At 68.9% G+C, this 21,362-nt stretch carries 17 protein-coding genes; 9 read left to right on the forward strand and 8 right to left on the reverse strand.

Features of this window, described 5'->3' with window-relative positions; all coding sequences use genetic code 11:
- Positions 1–99: 99 nt before the first annotated feature.
- Both AX669_RS03345 and AX669_RS03350 read left to right on the forward strand, forming a co-directional pair.
- On the forward strand, positions 100–735 hold the full coding sequence (locus tag AX669_RS03345) for a bifunctional 2-polyprenyl-6-hydroxyphenol methylase/3-demethylubiquinol 3-O-methyltransferase UbiG (RefSeq protein ID WP_062256576.1): 636 nt from the start codon (positions 100–102) through the stop codon (positions 733–735).
- A 127-nt stretch (positions 736–862) separates the two neighbouring features.
- The gene (locus AX669_RS03350; RefSeq protein WP_062256578.1) at positions 863–1,438 is read left to right on the forward strand and encodes an alpha-ketoglutarate-dependent dioxygenase AlkB; all 576 of its coding nucleotides are present in this window, start codon (positions 863–865) and stop codon (positions 1,436–1,438) included.
- Between the two features lie 58 nt (positions 1,439–1,496).
- Here the strand turns inward: AX669_RS03350 and argS are convergent, their stop codons facing one another.
- Positions 1,497–3,281 (reverse strand): arginine--tRNA ligase, encoded by a 1,785-nt coding sequence (argS, locus tag AX669_RS03355; RefSeq protein ID WP_062256579.1) that lies wholly within the window; start codon positions 3,279–3,281, stop codon positions 1,497–1,499.
- 200 nt (positions 3,282–3,481) lie between these two features.
- Here argS and AX669_RS03360 point away from each other — a divergent pair, with 200 nt between their 5' ends.
- The 4 genes from AX669_RS03360 to cydB all read left to right on the forward strand — a co-directional run bounded on the left by AX669_RS03360 (position 3,482) and on the right by cydB (position 7,877).
- Positions 3,482–4,228, forward strand: coding sequence for a hypothetical protein (locus AX669_RS03360; protein WP_062256581.1), 747 nt, complete (start codon positions 3,482–3,484; stop codon positions 4,226–4,228).
- Positions 4,229–4,573: 345 nt separating this feature from the next.
- The gene (locus AX669_RS03365) at positions 4,574–5,095 is read left to right on the forward strand and encodes a hypothetical protein (protein WP_062256583.1); all 522 of its coding nucleotides are present in this window, start codon (positions 4,574–4,576) and stop codon (positions 5,093–5,095) included.
- Between the two features lie 138 nt (positions 5,096–5,233).
- Positions 5,234–6,772, forward strand: coding sequence for a cytochrome ubiquinol oxidase subunit I (locus AX669_RS03370; protein ID WP_062256585.1), 1,539 nt, complete (start codon positions 5,234–5,236; stop codon positions 6,770–6,772).
- A 16-nt stretch (positions 6,773–6,788) separates the two neighbouring features.
- Positions 6,789–7,877 (forward strand): cytochrome d ubiquinol oxidase subunit II, encoded by a 1,089-nt coding sequence (cydB, locus tag AX669_RS03375; protein ID WP_062256587.1) that lies wholly within the window; start codon positions 6,789–6,791, stop codon positions 7,875–7,877.
- Between the two features lie 118 nt (positions 7,878–7,995).
- Here cydB and AX669_RS03380 read toward each other — a convergent pair whose 3' ends face one another.
- Positions 7,996–8,523 (reverse strand): hypothetical protein, encoded by a 528-nt coding sequence (locus AX669_RS03380; protein ID WP_156444902.1) that lies wholly within the window; start codon positions 8,521–8,523, stop codon positions 7,996–7,998.
- A 291-nt stretch (positions 8,524–8,814) separates the two neighbouring features.
- Here AX669_RS03380 and AX669_RS03385 point away from each other — a divergent pair, with 291 nt between their 5' ends.
- Complete coding sequence (locus AX669_RS03385; protein WP_062256591.1) at positions 8,815–10,038, forward strand: MFS transporter; 1,224 nt, start codon at positions 8,815–8,817, stop codon at positions 10,036–10,038.
- A 147-nt stretch (positions 10,039–10,185) separates the two neighbouring features.
- Here AX669_RS03385 and AX669_RS03390 read toward each other — a convergent pair whose 3' ends face one another.
- From AX669_RS03390 to AX669_RS13550, 5 genes are all read right to left on the reverse strand, one after another.
- A complete protein-coding gene (locus tag AX669_RS03390) occupies positions 10,186–10,869 on the reverse strand; it encodes a type 1 glutamine amidotransferase domain-containing protein (RefSeq protein WP_006947030.1) in 684 nt (227 codons plus the stop codon).
- Between the two features lie 271 nt (positions 10,870–11,140).
- The gene (locus AX669_RS03395; protein WP_197418842.1) at positions 11,141–11,599 is read right to left on the reverse strand and encodes a hypothetical protein; all 459 of its coding nucleotides are present in this window, start codon (positions 11,597–11,599) and stop codon (positions 11,141–11,143) included.
- A 39-nt stretch (positions 11,600–11,638) separates the two neighbouring features.
- On the reverse strand, positions 11,639–13,009 hold the full coding sequence (locus AX669_RS03400; RefSeq protein WP_062256594.1) for an NAD-dependent succinate-semialdehyde dehydrogenase: 1,371 nt from the start codon (positions 13,007–13,009) through the stop codon (positions 11,639–11,641).
- 173 nt (positions 13,010–13,182) lie between these two features.
- Entirely contained in the window at positions 13,183–14,511 is a 1,329-nt protein-coding gene (locus AX669_RS03405) for a sodium:proton antiporter (protein ID WP_062256596.1), read from the reverse strand.
- Between the two features lie 237 nt (positions 14,512–14,748).
- Positions 14,749–15,996 (reverse strand): hypothetical protein, encoded by a 1,248-nt coding sequence (locus AX669_RS13550; protein WP_062256598.1) that lies wholly within the window; start codon positions 15,994–15,996, stop codon positions 14,749–14,751.
- A 258-nt stretch (positions 15,997–16,254) separates the two neighbouring features.
- Between AX669_RS13550 and cydD the strand changes: the two genes are divergently transcribed.
- A complete protein-coding gene (gene cydD / locus AX669_RS03415) occupies positions 16,255–17,859 on the forward strand; it encodes a thiol reductant ABC exporter subunit CydD (protein ID WP_062256600.1) in 1,605 nt (534 codons plus the stop codon).
- Positions 17,856–19,667, forward strand: a complete 1,812-nt coding sequence (gene cydC, locus AX669_RS03420; protein WP_082740541.1) for a thiol reductant ABC exporter subunit CydC — start codon at positions 17,856–17,858, stop codon at positions 19,665–19,667. The genes cydD and cydC overlap by 4 nt, the downstream gene beginning before the upstream one ends.
- A 263-nt stretch (positions 19,668–19,930) precedes the next feature.
- On the opposite strand, the gene AX669_RS03425 is transcribed toward cydC, so the two are convergent.
- Positions 19,931–21,169 carry a hypothetical protein gene (locus tag AX669_RS03425; protein WP_156444903.1) on the reverse strand — a complete coding sequence of 413 codons (1,239 nt, stop codon included), beginning with the start codon at positions 21,167–21,169 and terminating at the stop codon, positions 19,931–19,933.
- Positions 21,170–21,362: the final 193 nt, after the last annotated feature.

Raw genomic sequence — 21,362 nt, forward strand, 5'->3', positions numbered from 1 at the left:
GCATGTTCAGGCTTCGGCGAGGCGCCGAACCACGCCCCGTCCTGTGCCTCCGGCCCCGATGATGGAAGCAGACGTGCGACCCACGACGAGGAGACTGGCATGACCGAGCCGACGCGCGAGTCGCGACGCGAGAACCCGAGCTGGGCGGAGTGGGTGAGCGAGGATCCGACGCGTTCGCAGTGGTACGTCGACCGCATCCGCGCCATGGCGGCGCGCGGCGACGACCTCGGTGGCGAGGCGCGGCTCGTCAACGCGCTCGTCACGCCCGGCTCACGCATTCTCGACGCGGGTTGCGGGCCGGGACGTGTGGCCGCCGCGTTGAGTGCCCTCGGGCATGACGTCGTCGGCGTCGACCTCGACCCCGTCCTCATCGCCGCCGCACGCGAGGACCACCCGTCGCTGCGTTTCGAGGTGGTCGACCTCGCACGGCTGTCCCTCGACGATCTCGACGTCACGCCGTTGGACGCGATCGTCTGCGCGGGCAACGTCATGCCGTTCATGCCGGACGACGCACGCCGCGACGGCCTGGCCGCGATGCGTCAGTGCGTGCGTGACGGCGGGCGCCTCGCCGTCGGCTTCGGCGCGGGCCGCGGCTACACGTTCGAGCAGTTCTTCGACGACGCCGACGCCGCCGGCTGGCGCCTCGACGCGCGCTTCTCGACGTGGGAGATGCACTCCCCCGCGCATGACGACGGCTTCGTCGTCGCGGTCTTCACCGCTGTCGCGCCGAGGTGAGGTTACGCGCCGCGTGATGCCCCACCCATGCGTGGGATCGCTCGAGTGAGGAAGGGCGACGTCGGGATGCCCCACTCGTGCGTCGTGCCGCATCATGGGGGCGGGCACCTGCCAGGGAAGGGGCGGCATGGGCGAGGCACCGATCGAGCTGCGCGCGACGTATCTGTCGACGGAGGAGGCGGACCACCTCATGTCGCACCTCGTCGGCGCGACACCCTGGCGGACGTCGTCGCTCACCATGTACGGCCGCATGATCGCGATGCCACGCCTCATCGCCTGGTACGCCGACGCGCCGTACACCTTCTCCGGCTCGACACAGCCGCCGAACGCATGGACGCCCAAGCTCGCCGCGCTGCGGGAGCGTCTGGCCGCCGACACCGGAGCGCCCTACAACTCGGTGCTGCTCAACCTCTACCGCGACGGCCAGGACTCCATCTCCTGGCACAGCGATGACGAAGCCGAGTTGGGCCCTGCGCCCACCATCGCAAGTGTCTCGCTCGGCGCCACGCGCGACTTCGTCATGCGCCGCAAGGACGATCACACGGTGAAGGAGACGGTCGCACTCACGCACGGGAGCCTCGTCGTCATGCGCGGCGACTCGCAGAGCGCGTGGCAGCACGCAGTGCCCAAACGGGCGCGCGTCACCGAACCACGCATCAACCTGACGTTCCGTTGGTTCGAGCCCCGCGCCGAACATCCCTGACGCTCCTGCAGGATCGAGCGAAATCGCAGATGGGGCAGGTTCGGGAGGGCCCCGAGCGTCACATCTTCTCGGGCGTCTCGATGCCCAGCAGCGACAATCCGTCGACGAGGACGCCCAGCGTCAGTTCGCACAACGCCAGACGCGACGCACGGACTTCGTCGGCATCGGCCTTGAGCACCGGGCACTTCTCGTAGAACGCCGTGAACGTCGTCGCCAGTTCGAACAGGTACCCGGCGAGGCGATGCGGCTCCAACGACTCGCCGACGGCAGCCACGACGGCCCCGAAGTCGAGCAGTTTCAACGCGAGGGCGCGTTCGGCGTCCTCGCCCAGCGTGATCTCCGCCGCAGGCGAGTACCCCGCCTCGGCGGCACGCGCGAGGATCGAGCGAATGCGCGTCGCCGCGTACTGGAGGTAGGGGCCGGTGTTGCCCGTCAACGCCAGCATGCGGTCGAAGTCGAAGATGTACTCCGAGTCGTGCGAGACCGACAGGTCGGCGTACTTCACCGCGCCGATGCCGACCTGACGCGCGACGACGGCGCGCTCGTCGTCGCTCATCTCCGCCTTCGACTCGCTGACGACGCCCGCGGCGCGGTCGACGGCCTCGCCGAGCAGGTCCATGAGCAGCACCGAGTCACCCGAGCGCGTCTTGAACATCTTGCCGTCCTTGCCGAGCACCGACCCGATCTGCACGTGGATCGGCGTCGACTCGGGGCGGATGTAGCCGGCCTTGTCGGCGGCGGCCCACGTCATGCGGAAGTGCAAGTTCTGCGGCGCGCCGACGACGTACACCATCCGATCGCCCTGGAGGTCGAACGAGCGGTGACGCACCGTCGCGAGGTCGGTCGTCGCGTAGCCGTACCCGCCGTCGGACTTGCGGATGATGAGCGGCACCGGCGCATCGTCGCGCCCGGTGAACTCGTCCTGGAAGATGCACAGCGCCCCGTCGGAGACGACGGCGATGCCACGCGACTCGAGGTCGTCGCAGATGCCCGCGAGCTCGTCGTTGTACGTCGACTCACCAGCGAGGTCGGCGTCGGTCAACGTCACGCCGAGCAACCCGTAGACCTTGTTGAAGTACGCCTTCGAGCGCTCCATCAGCTTGTTCCAGTGCGCGAGCGTCTCGGGGTCACCGCCCTGCAGCAACGTCACGCGCTTGCGGGCCCGCGTGTTGAAGTCACCCTTCGAACCGGCGGGCTCGGCCTTCTCGGCCGTGTCGAACTTGGTGCGCGCCGCCTGGTAGAACGCGTTCGGGTCGCTCTCGAGCAGCGCCGCCTCCGGCGAATCCTCGCCCACCTCGAGAAGGTGCTCGATGAGCATCCCGAAGGGCGTGCCCCAGTCGCCGACGTGGTTCTGCCGGATGACGGTGTGCCCGAGCCGCTCGAGCACACGCGCCAGCGAATCCCCGACGACGGTGGTGCGCAGGTGCCCGACGTGCATCTCCTTCGCGACGTTCGGCGAGGAGTAGTCGATCGGGATGATCTCGGTCTTCGCTGCCGGCGCGACGCCGAGCGAGCCGTCCGCGAGGATCGTCGACGCCTGCGCCGCGACCCAATCCGTCGACAGCGTGATGTTGAGGAAGCCGGGCCCGGCGATCTCGACGTCGTCGACGAGTGCCATGACCTCGTCGTCCGCGCGCAGCGCCTCGACGATCGCAGACGCCACCTCGCGCGGGTTCTTGCCGACCTTCTTCGCGAGTGCCATCGCCGCGTTGACCTGCACGTCGGCGCTCGTCTGCTTCTTGTTCGCAGGACGGATGACGGGGTCGGCGTCGCGCCACTCGTCACCGAGGGCCGAGGCGATCGCGTTGCTCAGATGACCGGTCAGTGCGGAGATGGCGTCCATGACGTCAAGATTAGTGGCGCGCGCAAATTCCTTTCCGCACGCCGGCAGCGCGCGGCCCGAACGACGCAAACGATCATGCCGGGGCACCCACCGCTCGACTCCCTCGGCGACGAAGGGCACGATGACGGCGCCCGACACGTCTGAACGGTGAAGGCCACCTGCAACACTGGGGGCACAACCAACTTCTCTGGGAGGAAACCATGACGAAGCTCCGCACGTCCGCCCTCGCCCTCGTCCTCGCGGCCGGCACGGCAGCCGGTGTCACCGGCTGCTCGAGCAAGGAGGCTCCGAAGGCCAAGGACGCCTGGAACAAGGCCCAGGACACCGCCGGCGCCTACAAGAGCCTCGAGCTCAAGGGCGAAGGCACCTCGGACGGCAAGCCGGCCACGATGACGGCCAAGGGCGACGTCAACGGCGGCAAGCTCGAGATGAGCGGCAAGATCGGCGACGGCACGATGGACCTCATCACGGTTGACTCCAAGAACTACATGAAGGCCAACAAGGCCTTCTTCACGCAGACGAGTTCGGGTTCGCCCGCGGCATCCAACACGGACAAGATCGCCGACAAGTGGCTCGAGATGCCGGCGGACGGTTCGTCCAACACCGGGTTCAAGGAACTCATCGACAACATCAAGAACGACTCCTCGGAGCCGAACAAGAAGCTGCTCTCCGACAAGGCCACCGTGTCGGAGGACAAGGTCGACGGCAAGGATGCCTGGAAGATCCAGAGTGAGGACAAGAAGGTCACCGCGTGGGTGTCGCAAGAGGATCGCCGCGACATCCTCAAGACCGAGGGCTTCGACAGCGCCTCCGTCGCCTCCACGTCGGGCTCGTCGGCGAAGTCCGATGAGTCGATGAAGACGGTGACGTTCCTGTCGCACGACAAGGATTACGGCATCAAGGCACCGAGCGGTGCCACGTCCATCACGGACGCAATGGGCAGCTGAGCTGTTCCTCCGCCTCCCCGACAGGACGACCGCGTTGCCCGCGTCCCGCACGCTCAGCACCATCGCCGTGACGGCGGTGGTGCTGAGCGGCTGCACGATGGGGCATGACGCGGGGCAGCCCGCGTCGGGTCCGGTGAAGGGCCCGTCGGGGAGTTCGACGGCACCAGGCACCGCATCGATGAGCGCCTCGGCCCCTGCGGAACAGCCGAGCGCGAAGGATGTCTGGTCGCGCACCCAACAGTCGGTGCGCGGTTACACCTCCCTGTCGTTGACAGGAACGGACAGCGCGGACGGCTCCGGCCCCAGGGCCACCTTCCTCGGCGAGCTGGACGGGAGCCGTCGGAGATGTCCTACGACGGTGACGAGGTGGGCCACGTGACGATGTGTCGCATCTCCCATGACGTCTACCTCAAGGGCGATCGCACGTACTGGGATTCCGTCGACAAGGACGACCCATCCCTCCAGGGCTCGAGCCCACCGGCGAACCGGTGGATCAAGGTGCCCGACAGCGCGTTCGGCCAGAAGGACCTGTCCGACCTCAGCGCCAAGTCGTACATCGAAGCCATGGGCGACACCACCGACGCCAAGTGGGGTCACCTCGGCGACGGCACCCTGACGCCCGCGACGCTCGACGGCAAGCCGGTGTACAAGATCGCCAGCGCTGACGGAGACACTCGCGCCTGGGTGACCACCGACGACACGCACGACCTCCTCAAGGTCGTCGACGAGGCCGCGGGCACGGACGACCTGGGCACGGCGACGTTCTCACGCTGGAACGAGAAGATCGCGGTGCCCCGCCCCGTCGGCGCTCTGGACGGTGCGGAGATGGCGCCGGACCCGTCACCGTCCGGCGAGGCCACGACCTGACGCGTGGCCGGCAGCCGGTTCGGGCGCCGCGTGAGGCACGACACGCCTACGTCAGGACCATGGTCCCCACGGATTGCGGAACCCACCCCGTAGCGTGGTTGTGAAAGTCTTCACATTCGTCTCGTCGAGGGGTCACTCATGGATGCCTTGGAGCTGGCGAGATGGCAGTTCGCCATCACGACGGTCTACCACTTCCTGTTCGTGCCGATCACGATCGGCTTGTCGGCCGTCGTCGCCGGCTACCACACCGCGTGGTTGCGCACGGGTAACACGCAGCATCTGAGGGTCGCGAAGTTCCTCGGCAAGCTGTTCACGATCAACTTCGCGCTCGGTCTCGTCACCGGCATCGTGCAGGAGTTCCAGTTCGGCATGAACTGGAGCGACTACTCGCGCTTCGTCGGCGACATCTTCGGCGCGCCGCTCGCGATCGAGGCGCTGCTCGCGTTCTTCCTCGAGTCGACGTTCCTCGGTCTGTGGATCTTCGGCTGGGGCCGACTGCCGAAGAAGCTGCACGCCGCGACGATCTGGCTCGTCCACATCGGCACGGTGCTGTCGGCGTACTTCATCCTCGCCGCGAACTCGTTCATGCAGAACCCCGTCGGTTACAAGTACAACCCGACGACGCACCGCGCGGAGCTCACCGACTTCGTCGCCGTCCTGACGAACAAGGTCCAGCTCGTCACGTTCCCGCACGTCATCGCGAGCTCGTACATGGTCGGTGGCGCCGTCGTCATGGGCGTCATGCTGTGGAACCTGCGCAAGCGCACGCTGGCGGCCGAGGCCGTGAAGGGCGAGGCTCTCGAAGGACGTTCCGACGGTTCGACGGGCGCGACGAAGTTGGCGTCGACCTCCGACGACCTCACGATGTACCGCAAGGGCTCGCGCGTCGGCGCGATCGTCCTGCTCGTCTCGAGCCTGTTCGTCGTCATCACCGGCGACCTGCAGGGCAAGGTCATGACCGAGGTGCAGCCGATGAAGATGGCTGCCGCCGAGGCGTTGTACGAGACGCAGGAGAAGGACGCGCCGTTCTCGATCTTCACCGTCGGTACGCGTGACGGCAAGCAGGAGAAGTTCGCGGTCACCGTGCCCAACCTGCTGTCGTTCCTCGCGACGGGTGACTTCCACGGCAAGGTCGAGGGCATCAACAACCTCGAGGAATCCCAGAAGGCCAAGTACAGCGGCAACGAGCTGACGGCGGCGGACACGTACGCGCCGAACATCATGTGGTCGTACTGGAGCTTCCGCTGGATGATGGGTTGGGGCGCGATCTCCATGCTCATCGCCTGCTGGGTGCTGTGGCTGACCCGCAACGGCCGCAACGCGACGAACCGCTGGATGGGCCCGGCCGCCCTCGTCGGCGCGCTGTCGCCGGTCGCGGCGATGAGCATCGGCTGGATCTTCACCGAGATCGGCCGTCAGCCGTGGATCGTCAACGGCCTCATGACGACGAAGCAGGGCGTCAGCCCGAGCGTCACCTCGGGTGAGGTGCTGGCGTCGATGATCGTCTTCACGCTGCTGTACGGCGCACTCGCCGTCGTCGAGGTGAAGCTGTTCATGGACTACATGAAGAAGGGCGCCGAGCCCGTCGCCTCCGACGGTGAGGATCTGCCCGGTGGTCACGACGATGGCCACGGCTCCGCCGGTTCCGACGATGACGAACTCGCGTTCGCGTACTGATAGGCGAGGTTGAACGATGGAACTCACGACTTTCTGGTTCATCATCATCGGCGTGCTCTGGACGGGTTACTTCGTCCTCGAGGGCTTCGACTTCGGTGTTGGCATGCTGCTTCCCGTGCTCGGAAAGGGCAAGGCGGAGGCGACGGGCGTCACCGACCCGGTCACCGACCACATCGGCGAGAACGAGCGACGCCGCCGCGTCATGCTCAATACGATCGGCCCGGTCTGGGACGGCAACGAGGTGTGGGTGCTCACTGCTGGTGGCGCGACCTTCGCCGCGTTCCCGAACTGGTACGCGACGCTGTTCTCGGGCGCCTACCTGCCGCTGCTGCTCATCCTCGTCGCGCTCATCGTGCGCAACATGGGCTTCGAGTACCGCCACAAGCGTGACTCCGACGGCTGGCGCCGCGGCTGGGACGCCGCCATCGTGTTTGGTTCGTTCCTGCCGGCGATCCTCTGGGGCGTCGCGCTGACGAACATCGTCCACGGCCTGCCGATCAACCAGGACATGGAGTACACGGGCAACCTGCTCACCATGCTCAACCCGGTGTCGCTGCTCGGCGGCGTCACGACGATGCTCGTGTTCATGACGCACGGCTGCTTCTTCGTCGCGCTCAAGACCGACGGCGCCATCCGTCACGACGCTCGCGCGCTCGGCACGAAGATCGGCCTCGCGGCCGCCGTCGCCGCCGTCGTCCTGCTGCTGTGGCTGGGCATCGAAGGCGGCTCGGTGTGGTCGTGGATCACGACCGCCGCGCTCGCCGTCATCTTCCTCACCGGGCTGTTCTTCAACATGCGCGGCAAGGAGGGCCTGGCGTTCCTGTGCACGTTCGTCGCGATCGCCCTGTTCGTGCTGACGTACTTCCTCATGCTGTTCCCGAACGTCATGCCGAGCTCGACGAACCCGGCGTGGTCGCTGACGACGACGAACGCGGCGAGCTCGCACCACACGCTCGTCATCATGACGTGGGTCGCGCTGATCTTCACCCCGATCGTCCTCATCTACCAGAGCTGGACGTACTGGGTGTTCCGCAAGCGCATCACGACGCGTCACATCCCCAAGGCGGTCGACCCGAGCCGCCCCGACCCGATCAAGGTCCATTGACGCGGAGCGTCGCGACCTGATCGCTTCATGACTTCGCTGTGAGCGAAGGTGCAACAGCAGGCGCCACCATTCCAGAGGAATGGTGGCGCCTGCCCTTGCGGGTGACGTCGCGGATGGGTCACACGACGCGGTAGGCCCCGATCTGGATCACGTCCGTGCCGTCGATCGCGACGGCGCCACGGCCATTGACGTAGACCGAACTCGTGAGCGCGGACGACGTAGCGCTCGTCCAGCTAAAACTGGGAATCGTGACGGTTCCATTGACAGGCGCGGGCACGGGCGCCGTGAGGGTGGCGAAGTAGCGATAATACGTGATGCCGTTGTCGACGTACGTCTGCTTATCCTGAGTCACCTGCGACCAGCCCGTCGACCCGGTGAACTGCAGGCCCGACACGTTGACGAGCACCGAGGCCCTGACATTCGTCAGCCTGGTGTTCGACGTCACGTTGAGGACCTGATAGTAGCTCGTGCCGTCGTTGTTGCTCTGCACGGTGAGCACGCGCGACGAACGTGTGATGTAGAAGGCGCGCCTGATGCTGGGCGGAGGGGGAGAGCCCGCGTTGGACGGTGCTGCCGCGGCCACGGTGATGGCGGGCAAGCTCCACGCCGCACCGGAGGTGATACTGCGACGGGTGATGTTTGTCATGGTGTCCTCGGATCGGGTGCCAGCGTCGGGATGATGTGCAGTACATCGTGAAGCGTCTCACAGCAAGTCAAGGTGACGATACCCCTGGGGACGATTTTCTCGCTCCATGAACCCCGGCAGCTTCAGCTTCCTGCCGGTTCAAAACGTTTGACGGGCTGCGACGCGTGTCGGGCACCCGCGCGCTTCGCACGCCCTCTGGCGCCGGATCGTGACGCTCGGCCCATTCCTCGGGACAGCGATCTATCAGGGGCCAGTTGGTGTCGGGGCCGACTCACCCCCATCATGTCCTCCATGACCACGACACCCGTCCTGCATGACGCCGATGCCGCACTCCACGGACGCGGTTTCTGGCTGCTTGCGGCGGCGTTTCCCATCCTCATGGCCTACTCGACCGTGCCGACGCCGATCTATCCGCTCTACCAACGCCACGATCACTTCCCCACCGTGATGATCACGGCCATCTTCGCGGCCTACGGGCTGGGCGTCATGGCAAGTCTCTACCTCGCGGGCCACCTGAGTGACCAGTTCGGGCGACGCCGCATGATCGCGATCGCCACCGCCGTCTCCCTGGTGAGCGCCGCGATCTTCATCGGTTCGCCGTCCGTGCCGGCGCTGTTGGTCGCACGGCTGCTGTGTGGTGTGGGGATCGGCGTACTGACTCCGGCAGCAACAGCGATGCTCGGTGAATTGCGGCGCGTTCATCGCCCGCACGAGCCGAGCAGTTTCGCCTCGACGGTGGCCTCGAGCGTGAACACTGGCGGGCTGGCCCTCGGCCCCCTCGTCGGTGGAGTCCTCGTGCAGTGGGCCCCGGCCCCCTTGAGGACGCCCTACGTGGTCTTCTTCGTCCTGCTCGCCGTGGTGGGCCTCGCGCTCACGTTAGTTCCCGAGACCAACCCGGCAACACCGGCGAACGAGCGCCCGAGGTATCGACCGCAGCGCGCCGTCGTCCGACCAGGTCATGAAGCCCGTTTTCGCTCAGCGCAGGTCGTGGCCGGCGCGGCCTTCGCTGCACTGGGCATCCTGACGTCGATGACGGGGACGTTCCTGGCGCAGGTCGCACATCGCTCGTCTCCGCTCGTGTGCGGCGTGGTCGTCTTCCTCGCCATGGGGGCATCTGCCCTGGCCCAGGTCGCCCTTCCGATCCCCAACCCGCGAACGAAGATCGCGTGCGGCGTCCTGTTCACCGTCGCCGGCCTCGGGTGCGTCGCGGCGTCCGCATTCACCCACCCCTTCGTCCTGTACGCAGGCGGCGCGGTCATGGCGGGGGCCGGGATCGGCCTGCTCTTCCAAAGTGCTGTCGCCGTCGGTTCCGCGGTCAGCGAGGCCGGACACACCGGGGGAAGCGTGGCTGGTGTCTTCCTGGCCGCCTACATCGGCATCACGATCCCCGTCGTGCTGGCGGGGTTGCTCACGACACGCCTGTCCATCAGCGCGAGCCTGGCTCTCTTCTGCGCGCTCACCTCGCTGGTCGTCCTCGTCGCGAGCATCCCCATGATGCGCGGGGCATCGGACTGAGCCCGTTCATCTCGCACGACGAGGCGCCACGCCACGTGAGAGCCGAGCCCAATCGGCCCTTCGCCGGCCGCCCGTGAACACCGAAGGCGCCTGGACCCCATGGGGATCCAGGCGCCTTCAGCATGTTCGCGCGTGGCGCCGCCAGGCTCAGCTCAGGCGCTCGAGCAGCTTCTTGGCGAGCGCCTCGGACGATGCCGGGTTCTGACCCGTCAGCAGGTCACCGTCGACGACGGTGAACGGCTGCCAGGCGGGGCCGGTCGAGACGTCGGCGCCGAGTTCGCGCAGCCGGTCCTCCAGCAACCACTTGGCCTTGTCAGCCTTGCCGGCGGCCTTCTCCTCCTCATTGGAGAAGCCGGTGATCTTGCGTCCGGCGACGACGGGCTCGCCCGCCGACGTCCGCGCCGGGAGCAGCGCTGCCGGGCCGTGGCACACGATCGCGACAGGCTTGCTGCCCTTGAGCGCGTCCGCGATGAGCTTGCCGGACGTGGCGTCCTGCGCAAGGTCTTCCATCGGGCCGTGCCCACCCGGGTAGAACACCGCGTCATAGTCGCCGAGGACGACGTCCTCGAGCTTCATGGGGTGCTGCAGGCCGTCGATCGCGTCGAGGTCAGGACGCACGTCAGCGCCGCCGTTCGCGTCGGGGGCGAGGCTGACCTCATCGGCCACCGGCGTCACACCGCCGGGCGTGGCGAACGTGACCGAGTGACCTGCCCCGGTGATCAGACGGTAGGGGGTGAGAAGTTCTTCCGCCCAGTAACCCGTCGGGACGCTCGAGCCGTCGGCCAGGGTCCAGGAGCGGGCGCCGGTGACGACGAAGAGAACGTTGGACATGTCAATCTCCTTGGTGATTCAGTGAGCGGCGTCCGCATCGGGGCGAGTCGTCACTCGTGGTAGGTGAGGCACTCCTCGATCGGCCAGCCGAGCTGCTGCCACATCGGCAGCTTGTTCCACTCCTTGACGAATTCGACGAGCTTGTCGTCTTCGACGCGGAACAGGGCGCATGTGTACTCGTGCGCGAGGTCGAGGTTGGCCTTCTCGGTCTACGTGAGCTGCGTGGTGTCCGACATTGGGGTCTCCTTCGCTTGGGTGCGAAACGGTGAGATCAGCGACGCGAGCCGCGTCGGGGGAAGCCGGCCGCCGACAGCGCCGCAGCGATGAGGGCGGGCTGGCCGAACAGGCGGACGAGGCGCTTGGTGTCGGTGTCGAGACCGAAGGCGTCATGCCGCTCGGCGTACTGGCTGATGTTGCCGGGGAAGATCGCGGCGTAGAAGGCGGCGAGCGCCACCCCCACCGCGGCGCGACGCTGCGGCAGGGTTAGCATCGCCGCACCGAACGCGACCTCGACGACACCGGAGGCGAGGACGACGACGTCCTTGTCCATCGGGAACCAGTCCGGCACCTGCGCCTGGAAGTCCTTGCGGGCGAACGTCAGGTGCGAGACACCGGCGAACGACATGAAGGTTCCGAGACCGAGACGGGCCACCTCCTGCCCACGGGTCGCCGGCGGGGCCGGCTCGGCGAGTGACCGGACGGATTCGATCAGTCGGGTGAAACGAGTCATGGTTGTTCACTCCTCGCGTCGCGGGTCACGACGCATCGATCACTTGGCGACGCGGACGAGCTTCGTGTTGGCGAATTCACCGAAGCCCCAGCGTCCGAGCTCACGCCCGTAACCGGAGCGACGGACGCCGCCGAAGGGAAGGCCGGCCTTCGTCGTGCCGTGCTCGTTGACGTACGCCATGCCGACCTCGAGGCGCCGGGCGATCTGCTCCGCCTTGTCGGTGTCCTTGCCCCAGACGGAGCCGGACAGGCCGAAGGAGGAGTCGTTGGCGAGCTCGACGGCTTCGTCGATCGAGTCGTAGGAGTAGACGACGGCGACGGGGCCGAAGATCTCCTCCTTGAAGGCGTCCATCTCACGCGTGACACCGGTGAGCACGGCGGGGGCCATCCAGGCGCCGTCCTGCTCGAGCGCCGTGCCACCCGTGCGCAGGGTCGCACCCTGCTCGACGGCGCGCTCGACCTGGGCGATCGCGTCGTCGCGAGCCTCGACCGACGAAAGCGGGCCCATGTCCGTGCCCTCGTCGTCCGGGTTGCCGACCTTCATGCCCTCGACGGTGGCGACAACGCCGTTGACGAAGTCGTCGAACATCGTCGACGGAACGAAGATGCGCTTCGGGGAGTTGCAGGCCTGCCCGGCGTTGCTCATGCGCGCGGTGGCGACGGCCTTCGCCGTCTCGGCGACGTCGACGTCGTCGAGGACGATGAGCGCGTCCGAGCCACCGAGTTCGAGGACGCTCTTCTTGAGGTTCTGCGACGCGGTCTCGGCGACGGCCTTGCCGGCGCCCTCGCTACCGGTCAGGGAGACGCCGCGCACGCGCGGGTCCTCGATGATCGACGTGATCTGCTCGTTGCTGACGAACAGGTTGATGTAGGCATCCTGCGGCACACCCGCGGCGTGGAGGATCTCCTCGATCAGTTCGGCCGTGCGCGCGCAGATCGAGGCGTGCTTGAGCAGGATCGTGTTGCCGAGCATGAGGTTCGGCGCGACGAACCGCGCGACCTGGTAGTGCGGGAAGTTCCAGGGCATGACGCCCATGAGCACACCGATCGGGTCGGTGACGACGAGCGACTTCGCGTCGTCGCCGATGTTCAGCTGCTCCTCGACGAGCAGCTCCTCACCGTGCTCGGAGTACCAGCGGAAGATCGACGACGCGAGCGCGACCTCACCCTGCGCCTGCGCGAGCGGCTTGCCCATCTCGGCGCCGATGACGCGGGCGAGCTCGTCGGCGCGCTCGTCGTAGATGTCGGCGACCTTGGCGAGGACGGAGGCGCGCTCGGACGCGTCCGTCGTGCGCCACGTGCCGAACGCGGCGTCGGCGCGCTCGATGGCGCGGGTGACGTCAGCATCCGTCGCGGAGTTGTACTCCTTCTCGACGACGCCGGTGGCGGGGTTCTCGGTGCGGTAGGCCATGAGGTCTCTCCTTCAGATCGATGAGCTCTCTCATCGATCACAACACCACCGGCCCCCAGAAGCATTCCTGCACGCAGTTTTTCACCTCGAGGGGTGAAGAAACGCGCCCGCGTGTGCGGCCCTGCCAGCCCGGCGCCGGGGTGCAGCGCAGGCGCCCCCGGGGCGCAGGTGGATCAAGCGTCCGCGAGCGCCCGACGGTGGTTCGTGCGGTGACGTTCGAGCCACTTCATCGCGGGCGTGACGGTGGAGCCGTGCACGACGACGCTGACGATGATGGCGAGGGCGATCGTCGACCACAGCCAGTCGCTGCCCGCGAAGTCGGCGTGCCCCGTCGCGTACGCGATGTAGAAGATCGAGCCGATGCCGCGCACGCCGTAGAACGACGTGATCCAACGCTCCCCCGTCGTCAGGCCGACGGCCTTCGCGGTGTCGTTGCGCCGCCCGAGCAGCGACAGCCACGCCCCGCCGGGCCTGATGACGAGGATGAGGGCCGCGACGATGACGGCACTGCGCCAATCAGCGTGCGCGAGAACACCGTTCGTCGCCGCCGCGCCGAGCAGCAGGAGCATGACGAGGGTGAGGATCTGCTCGAGACGTTCGATGAACGCGTGCATGTCCGCGTAGTAGCGGTGGCCGCGCTCGGCCTGACGCATCGCCATCGCCGTGACGAACACGGCGAGGAACCCGTACCCGCCGGCGAGCTCCGTCAGCCCGTACGAGCACATGATCGCCGCGAGCGCGGCGAGCGGCTCACCGGCGTCGGCGAGGCGATACTTCTTCGCCGGCAGCCGGAAGAACAGCTTGCCGAGCACCCACCCGACGACGAGGCCGACGGCCACGCCGAGCGCGACCTTGCCGACGAGTTCCCAACCGAGCCACTTCCACCCCCAGTGCGACGGCGAGCCCTCGCTCGCCCACAGGATCGCGGCGTAGACGAACGGGAACGCGAGACCGTCGTTGAGACCGGCCTCCGACGTCAGCGCGAACCGCACCTCGTCCGACTCGTCGATCTCGGTGTCCTGCGTCATCTCCTGCGTGGCCTCGGTCTGCGGCCCATCGACCTGGACGTCGGAGGCAAGCACCGGGTCCGTCGGGGCGAGCGCCGCGGCGAGCAGCAACGCCGTCGGCGCGGCCAGACCGAGCGTCCAGCCGAGCAGTGAGACGCCCACGATGCCGAGCGGCATCGCGATGGCGAGCAGACGCCACGTCGGCGCCCACGCGCGCCACGACGTCAGGCTGCGAACGCGCATCGGCCGATCGAGGGCGAGACCGACACCCATGAGCGCGACGAGCACCGTCGCCTCGGAGGCATGCAGGACGAACGCCTCGTGCTCCTGCGGCGAGAACGTGAACCCCTTCGGCATCGGCGCGAGGCCGACGAGCGCCCCGACGCCGAGCAGCACCATCGGCGTCGACAACGGGAAGCGCTCGACGGCGGTCGGGAGGAAGACCGCGAGCAGCAGCGCGAAGCCGAGCACGATCCAGACGAGGTCAATGGCCACGAGACGCCTTCGATTCAGTGGGAACTCAGGGGGAGGGATTCGCTCGCGACAGTAGGCGATGAGCGCACCCGCCGCACGTCGGCGTCCGAGCGCGCACCCCGTCGGCCCTGCGCTCCGCGTCGTGTCCAGCCCGCGTGGCACCTGGGATCCGCGCCGATTCGAAGGCCAGCCGGACGCACCACACCCCACCGGGCGAGGGCCAGGGTGGGGCGTGGTAGGCGGTTCAAGACCGCGGCGTCACTGCTGAAGGCGACGGCGAGCGACGACGATGCCGCCGAGCGCACCCGCACCGACGAGACCCGCGACGCCGAGCGAAAGGGCGTTGGTGTCGTCACCCATGCGGTCGGTCTCGACCTTGGGGCCCGTGCCGGGCGTGGTCGCAGCCGTCGTCGACGTCGTCGTCGTCGGGACGGTCGTGTTGGTCGTCGGCGTCGTCGGAACCGGGGTGGTCGGAACCGGCGTCGTCGGAACCGGGGTGGTCGGGACCGGCGTCGTCGGAGCCGGCGTGGTCGGAGCCGGCGTGGTCGGAGCAGGCGTGGTCGGGACCGGCGTCGTCGGGGTGGGGGTCGGCTCGGTCGGCTTCGGCGTCGGCGTCGTGGGCTCCGGGGTCGGGTCCGTCGGCGTCGGGTCCGTCGGCGTCGGGTCCGTCGGCGGGACGACGATCGTCACAGTCTTCGACACGATGCGCTGGCTCGTGCAGACATCGGCGCTCAGCGTCACCTCGTAGGTACCCGGCTTCGGGAAGGTGACGACGACAGGATCGCCGCTCAGCATCACCGGGTCGAACTCGACCGAGCCGTGCTTCGTGCAGGTGGCACGCTTGATGCCACCCTTCGTGGCGCCGCCGGAGACCTCGGCACCTTCCGGGAACGACATCGTGTACACGAGCGGCACACCGTACTTGGCGTGCTTGTTGCGGCCGTACTTCATCTCGTGCTGCGTGCCGGTGACGGAGGGCACGAGGGTCGCGGTCAGGCCGTCCACGGTGTACTCGATGTGCGCGGCGGCTCTCACCTTCGGCGCGGGCGCCGGCTTGGCGATGTTGACCGTCGTCGTCTTCTCGACCGTCTGCAGGCCGCCCTCACCGCAGTAGTAGCCGGTGGCCGTGATCGTGTACGTGCCCGCCTTGCGGTAGGTGTGCGAGTAGCCCGAGGAGACCGAGTCACGGAACGGCGAGGTCGGGCCGGTCGTCTCGCAGGTGAGGCCGGGGCGACCGTCGTAGCCGTCGGGGTCGCTGTCGTCGCCGTAGTCGACGAAGAACGCCATCGCGCCGTAGCGGCTCATCGCCTTCCGGCCGTCGTTGGCGTAGTACTGGACGCCGCTGTCCTTGTAGGCGACGTCGACCGTCTTGCCCGTGACGGTCGCACCGAGAGTGATCGTCATCGACGGTTCCTGGGCGGCGTTGGCGGCGGGCGCCACGATCGTCGCGGCGCCGAACAACGACGCGACGGCGACGGCCTTGGTGACACGAATCGAGCGGCTCATGGGTTCTCCTGAGAATCTGCTGGTCCTGGTTTCGTCCGCGCGCGCCGCCCGGGATCGATCGACGCAGGCGCAGAGTGCGCGAGCCTCCCGAACCGCACGCCGACAGGTGCTGGCAGCCATGAGAAGCCCTCCCGCGCTCACCCTACCCAGCACGGACACGCCGCAGTGAGTTGGGTCACAAGGTTCCCCGAGGGCTCTCTCGTACATCCCGTTTCGCCCGTTGCGAGGGCTGTCACCGTCGGCTGCGAGAATGGGGCCATGCGTCCGTTCGACCCCCACCTGCTGCGCGCCGCGCCCGCCACCCGCCTCCCGGTCGCCGTGCTGGCCCTGCTGGGCGGCCTCGGCGGCATCGTGGCGATCGCACAGGCCGTGGCGGTGGCGCACCTCGTCGTCGCCGTCGTCGAGGGGCACGCGCTGCTGACGCCGGGCCTGTGGGTGCTGGCGCTGTTCGCAGCCCGCGGAATGCTCTCCGGCGCAACCGAACTCGCGGCAGCCCACGCGGGTGCACGCGTCTCCGGCGCACTGCGCGAGGCCGCGATGCGCCGCTGGATGACGCAGACGGCGGACGAACGCCCCGCACCGAGCGCGATGCTGACGATGGCGACGAAGGGTGCCGCCGCCGTCGAGCCGTACGTCGCGCGCTATCTGCCGGCGCTCGTCACCGCGGGCGTCGTGCCGGTGCTCGCCGTCGTCGCGATGCTGTGGGTCGACTGGCGCAGCGCGCTCATCGTCATCGTCACCCTGCCGTTGCTGCCGCTGTTCGCCGCGCTCATCGGCAAGTACACGCAGCGCGCCACGGCGGAACGCTGGGTCGAGACGACGATGCTCGCCGGTCACTTCGCCGACGTCGTTGCCGGGCTGCCGACGCTCGTCGCATACGGGCGCGGCAACCATCAGGTCGAGCAGGTGCGCAAGGTCGGCGATCGTCACCGCAGCGCGACGATGCGGACGCTCCGCATCGCATTCCTCTCCTCCGCAGCCCTCGACCTGCTCGCGACGATCTCCGTCGCGATGGTCGCTGTCGCCGTCGGCCTGCGCCTCGCGAACGGCCACGTCTCCCTGCTGACCGGCCTCATGGCGATCCTCATCGCCCCGGAGGCCTACTGGCCGATCCGTCGCGTCGGGCAGGAGTTCCACGCGGCGGCCGACGGCGCCGAAGCCATCGACTCGCTGCTCGCCGACGAGCGTGAACGCCCCTGGCACGCCCCCGCACCCGAGACGTCGAGCGGCCTCGCGCGCGCCATGATGAGCGGCGTCACCTACACCTACCCGGGCCAGAGCGCGCCCGCGATCACGCACACGACGGGAGTCGTCCGCGACGGCCTCACGGCCCTAACCGGCCCGAGCGGCTCCGGCAAGTCGACGCTGCTCGAGATCCTCGCCGGCGCGCGCAGGCCCGATTCGGGGCGCCTCGAGGTGCCCAGCACGCACCTCGTCAGCCAACGTGCGTTCATCGCGCCGATGTCGGTGCGTGCCAACCTCGAGCTCGGCAACGACGCGAGCGTCGACGAGATGCGCACCGCGATGGCGGCCACGGGGTTCGACGACGTCGTCCTGTCGATGCCCGACGGGGTGCGAACATCGCTCGGCGACAACGGCTTCGGCTTGTCCGCCGGGCAACGCGCGCGTCTCGTGCTGACGCGCGCCTGGCTCTCCGACGCGGCCATGGTGCTGCTCGACGAACCGACCGCCCACCTCGACCCGGCGAGCGCCGCCGACATCCGCTCGGCCATCGTCGCGCTGAGCAAGCGCAAGCCGGTCGTCGTCGTCACCCACGACAACGCCCTTGCCGCCGCAGCCGACCATCAGTGGCGCGTCTCTGCCCGCTCACCCCAGCGTTACGAACAGGAGGTGACGGCATGAGCAGCGTTGCCTCACGAGCCGATTCGAACAGTGCGTCACGCCAGGGCGTGACACATGCCGATGTGACACCCGACGATGTGGCACCCGCCGACGACGCGCGAGGCGGCTTCGCGCGCGAGCGCGGATCGCGCCCGGATCAGCGCCGCCCGCTGCTCGTGCCGGTGCGCGGCGTCATCATCGCGGGCCTCATCGGCGCTCTCGCGTTCGCCTGCGGCGTGGCGCTGACGGCGACATCCGGCTGGCTCATCGTGCGCGCGAGCCAGCGCCCCATCGTCCTCACGCTGCTGACGGCGATCGTCGCGGTGCGCACGTTCGGCATCGGACGCCCCGTCTTCCGGTACGTCGAGCGGCTCGTCTCGCACAACGCGGCGCTGGCCGACCTCACCGAGCGGCGCACGGCGGCCTACCGTCAGCTGCTGCCGCTCACGCCCGCGCGGTTGGGCACTCGCCGACGCGCCGATCTGCTCTCCGGTGTCGTGCGCGATCTCGACGACGAGGTCGACATCCAGGTGCGCGTCATCGTCCCCCTCATCACGACGGTCGGTGCTGCCGCGGTGGCGCTCGTCGCGACGTTCCTCATCCATCCGCCGGCCGGGTTCGTCATGCTCGGGTTCATCGTCGTCGCGGCGCTCGTCGGGTGGCTGGATCTCGCCCTCGAGCGGCACGGGCAGGCGGCGTCCCTCAAGGCGCGCGGCCAGGTCGATCGCGTCGCGCACCTCGTGAGCTCCGGCGCCACCGAACTCGCGGCGATCGGCGCGACGGACGCTCCGATGGCGTGGCTCGCGCACGCGCAGAAGAACGTCGAGAAGGCCGCGACGGCGCAGGCACGCGGCCGCGCCGCAGGTGTTGCGCTCACGCTCCTCGCGACGGGCGCCGCCACCCTGCTCATGGCGTGGACGCTCGACGGCGAGGTCAGGTCGGGCGCCATCGACGGGCCGTTCGCCGCGCTGCTGCTGCTGACGCCGCTGGCGCTCGGCGACGTCGTCGGGCTCATCCCGGACGCGGTCGGTTCGTTCGCGCGCTCGGCCGCGGCCCGGGATCGTCTGCGGGCGCTGCTGACGCAGGAACCCGCCGTCGCCGCCCGCGGCACGCACGGCGTCGCCGACGGCGCGCCGAGGATCGAACTCGACGACGTCACCGCGTCGTGGACGGGCGCGCGCACCGACACCGGCCCGCACACGCTGACGATCGCGCCGGGCGAGCATCTCGCCATCACCGGCCCGAACGGGTGCGGCAAGTCGACGCTGCTCGCCGTCCTCGCCCGCCACCTCGACCCCAGCGGCGGCATCTGCCGCTGGGACGGCGTCGACGTGCGTGATCTCGACGCCGACGCCGTGCGCTCGCGCATCGCGTTCGTCGACGACGACCCGCACCTGTTCGCCGGGACGCTTGGCGCCAATCTGCTTCTCGCGCAGCCGGATGCGAGTGACGACGAGGTGCGCGCGGCACTGCGTCGCGCCGGCCTCGGTGGGTGGCTCGACGAGCTCACCGACGGCCTCGACACCCATCTCGGCGAGTACCTCGTCGGCGCCGGCCGTGACGGCGCCGCGACGGCCGGCACGGCCACCGAGCGCTCCCTCTCCGGCGGCGAACGCGCCCGCCTCGGCATCGCCCGTGCGCTGCTGAGCGAACGCCCCGTCATCGCGCTCGACGAACCCGTCGCTCACCTCGACGGCCCGACCGCCGACGCCGTCATCCGCGACCTGCTCGAAGCCAGTGGCGGGCGCACCGTTGTCATGGTGAGCCACCACCCCGTCGCCTTCGATGCGCTCGACCGCGTCGTCGAGTTGGAGTTCGCGCGAGCCTGATCGCCTAGGGCGGTCGGCGTTCGGTGCGTCGATGGACCAGGACGGCGAGCATCGCTGCCCTGGGGCAAGAACGCACCGCCGGCGCGGGGGTCGTCGGTGCGCCGAGCACCGTGGTCTCAGGGTGGCGACGCGCCGATGGGCAACGCCCAGCGAGTCAGGGAACGCCCATCGGTTCCTCAGCCCGCCACACGTTGCCCACCAGGATGGACGCGCCGGGGGCGGCGCGTCAGTGGCCTCGCCCAGCCCTTGAATCAGCCCTTGAATCAGCCCCTGAGGATGCGACGCAGAATGCCCTTGCAGGACGTGTCGTCCCGCGCCGGCAACGGCTTGGGCGCCTCGATCGTCTCTGGCTGCTTCACGGCGTCGATCGGCTCGGCTGCGTCGATGGGCTCCGGACGTCCGACACTCCAGGCGTCGTCTTCATCATCACTCGACGGGGCCTGACCGCCGTTCGCGGCCCGCGTGTCGTCGGAGGCACGTTGCGGCGACGAACTGGCCGCTGCGTCACCGCCCGATCCGTCCACCAGAAGCGCGGGGACGCTGGAGGACGCGTCTGACGAGTCACCCACCGTCCGGGCCGTCTCGGCAGACTCTCCCTCTGCAGCGTGGCCTGCGGTCGCGAGGCGTTCGCGCTCGGCCGCGCGGCGGGCGAGTTCGGCGGCGACGGGCGCCGGGGCGCCCATCGCGTCGCGATCGTCGTGGGGCTCACGCACGCGAGCGACCTCCTCCTTGGCGGGGGCGACTCTGCGAAGCGCCGCAAATGCCGGCGCGGGTGCCTCGTCGTCTCCCCCGGCGGCTGCGTTACCTGTCACTGACGACTCGTCATCGGGCGCAGCAGCGTGGGCATCGGACGCGGAGGTCTCGTCACGCGACTCGAACGCCTCACCCACGTGCGCCGACGCCTCGCGACGCGAGCCGGGCACCGCATCACGCGACGTGGGGGTCTCGTCGTGGGATGCGCCGGCGTCGTCCACCTGAGCACGCGACGTGCCATCCGCCTCGGGCGACGGCAGGCGCGGCGTCATCGCGGTCGGACCGCTCGGGTGGGCGAAGGGATCGAAGTCGTTTCCGGCGTGCGGGTCGAACGCGGCGACCGGCGCCTCGTCGGCAAACGGGTCGTCCGCGGCCACGTCGGAGGGATGAGACGCGACGGCCGGGTCACGCGACACGATCGGCTCGTCCCACGGCGACGACTCGGTCGTGGCACCGGTCTGCGTCGAAGCGGGAGTAGCGTCGGCCGGCGTGCGGTCGAACGCACCCCCGCCCATGCCAGCGTGATCGAGGACGGAATCCGCGGCTGCGGGGTCGGCGGCCGAGCCGACGCGGGTCTCATCGAGGTGACGCGGTTCGCTCTGGTGCTCGGCAACCACGTCGCTGCGGGGCGCCGCCGGCTCGATCGGGGGGATCTCGGAGCCGGCGGGCTCGGCGAAGACCTCGGGCGTGGCGTAGGCGCTGAACTCGGGGTGGTAGTGCCCCTCCGCCTGGCGGTCAGCGTCGGACATCGCACGGCGAACATCGCCGCGAGGCAACGGAACCCGATGATCCGTCGCAGGGTAGGAGATGATCGATTCTTCGCTGACAGGCTCGTGTACGACGGGCACCTCACCTGCGCTCTGGGCCTCTTCGCCCTGCTCATCGACGTGGTTCGCGTCCGCGGCCGACTCGGTGGACTGTCTCTTATACACATCTCCGAGC

Origin of the sequence: Dermacoccus sp. CCH2-D9 (assembly GCF_001556795.1) — a bacterium.
GTDB lineage: Bacteria > Actinomycetota > Actinomycetes > Actinomycetales > Dermatophilaceae > Dermacoccus > Dermacoccus nishinomiyaensis.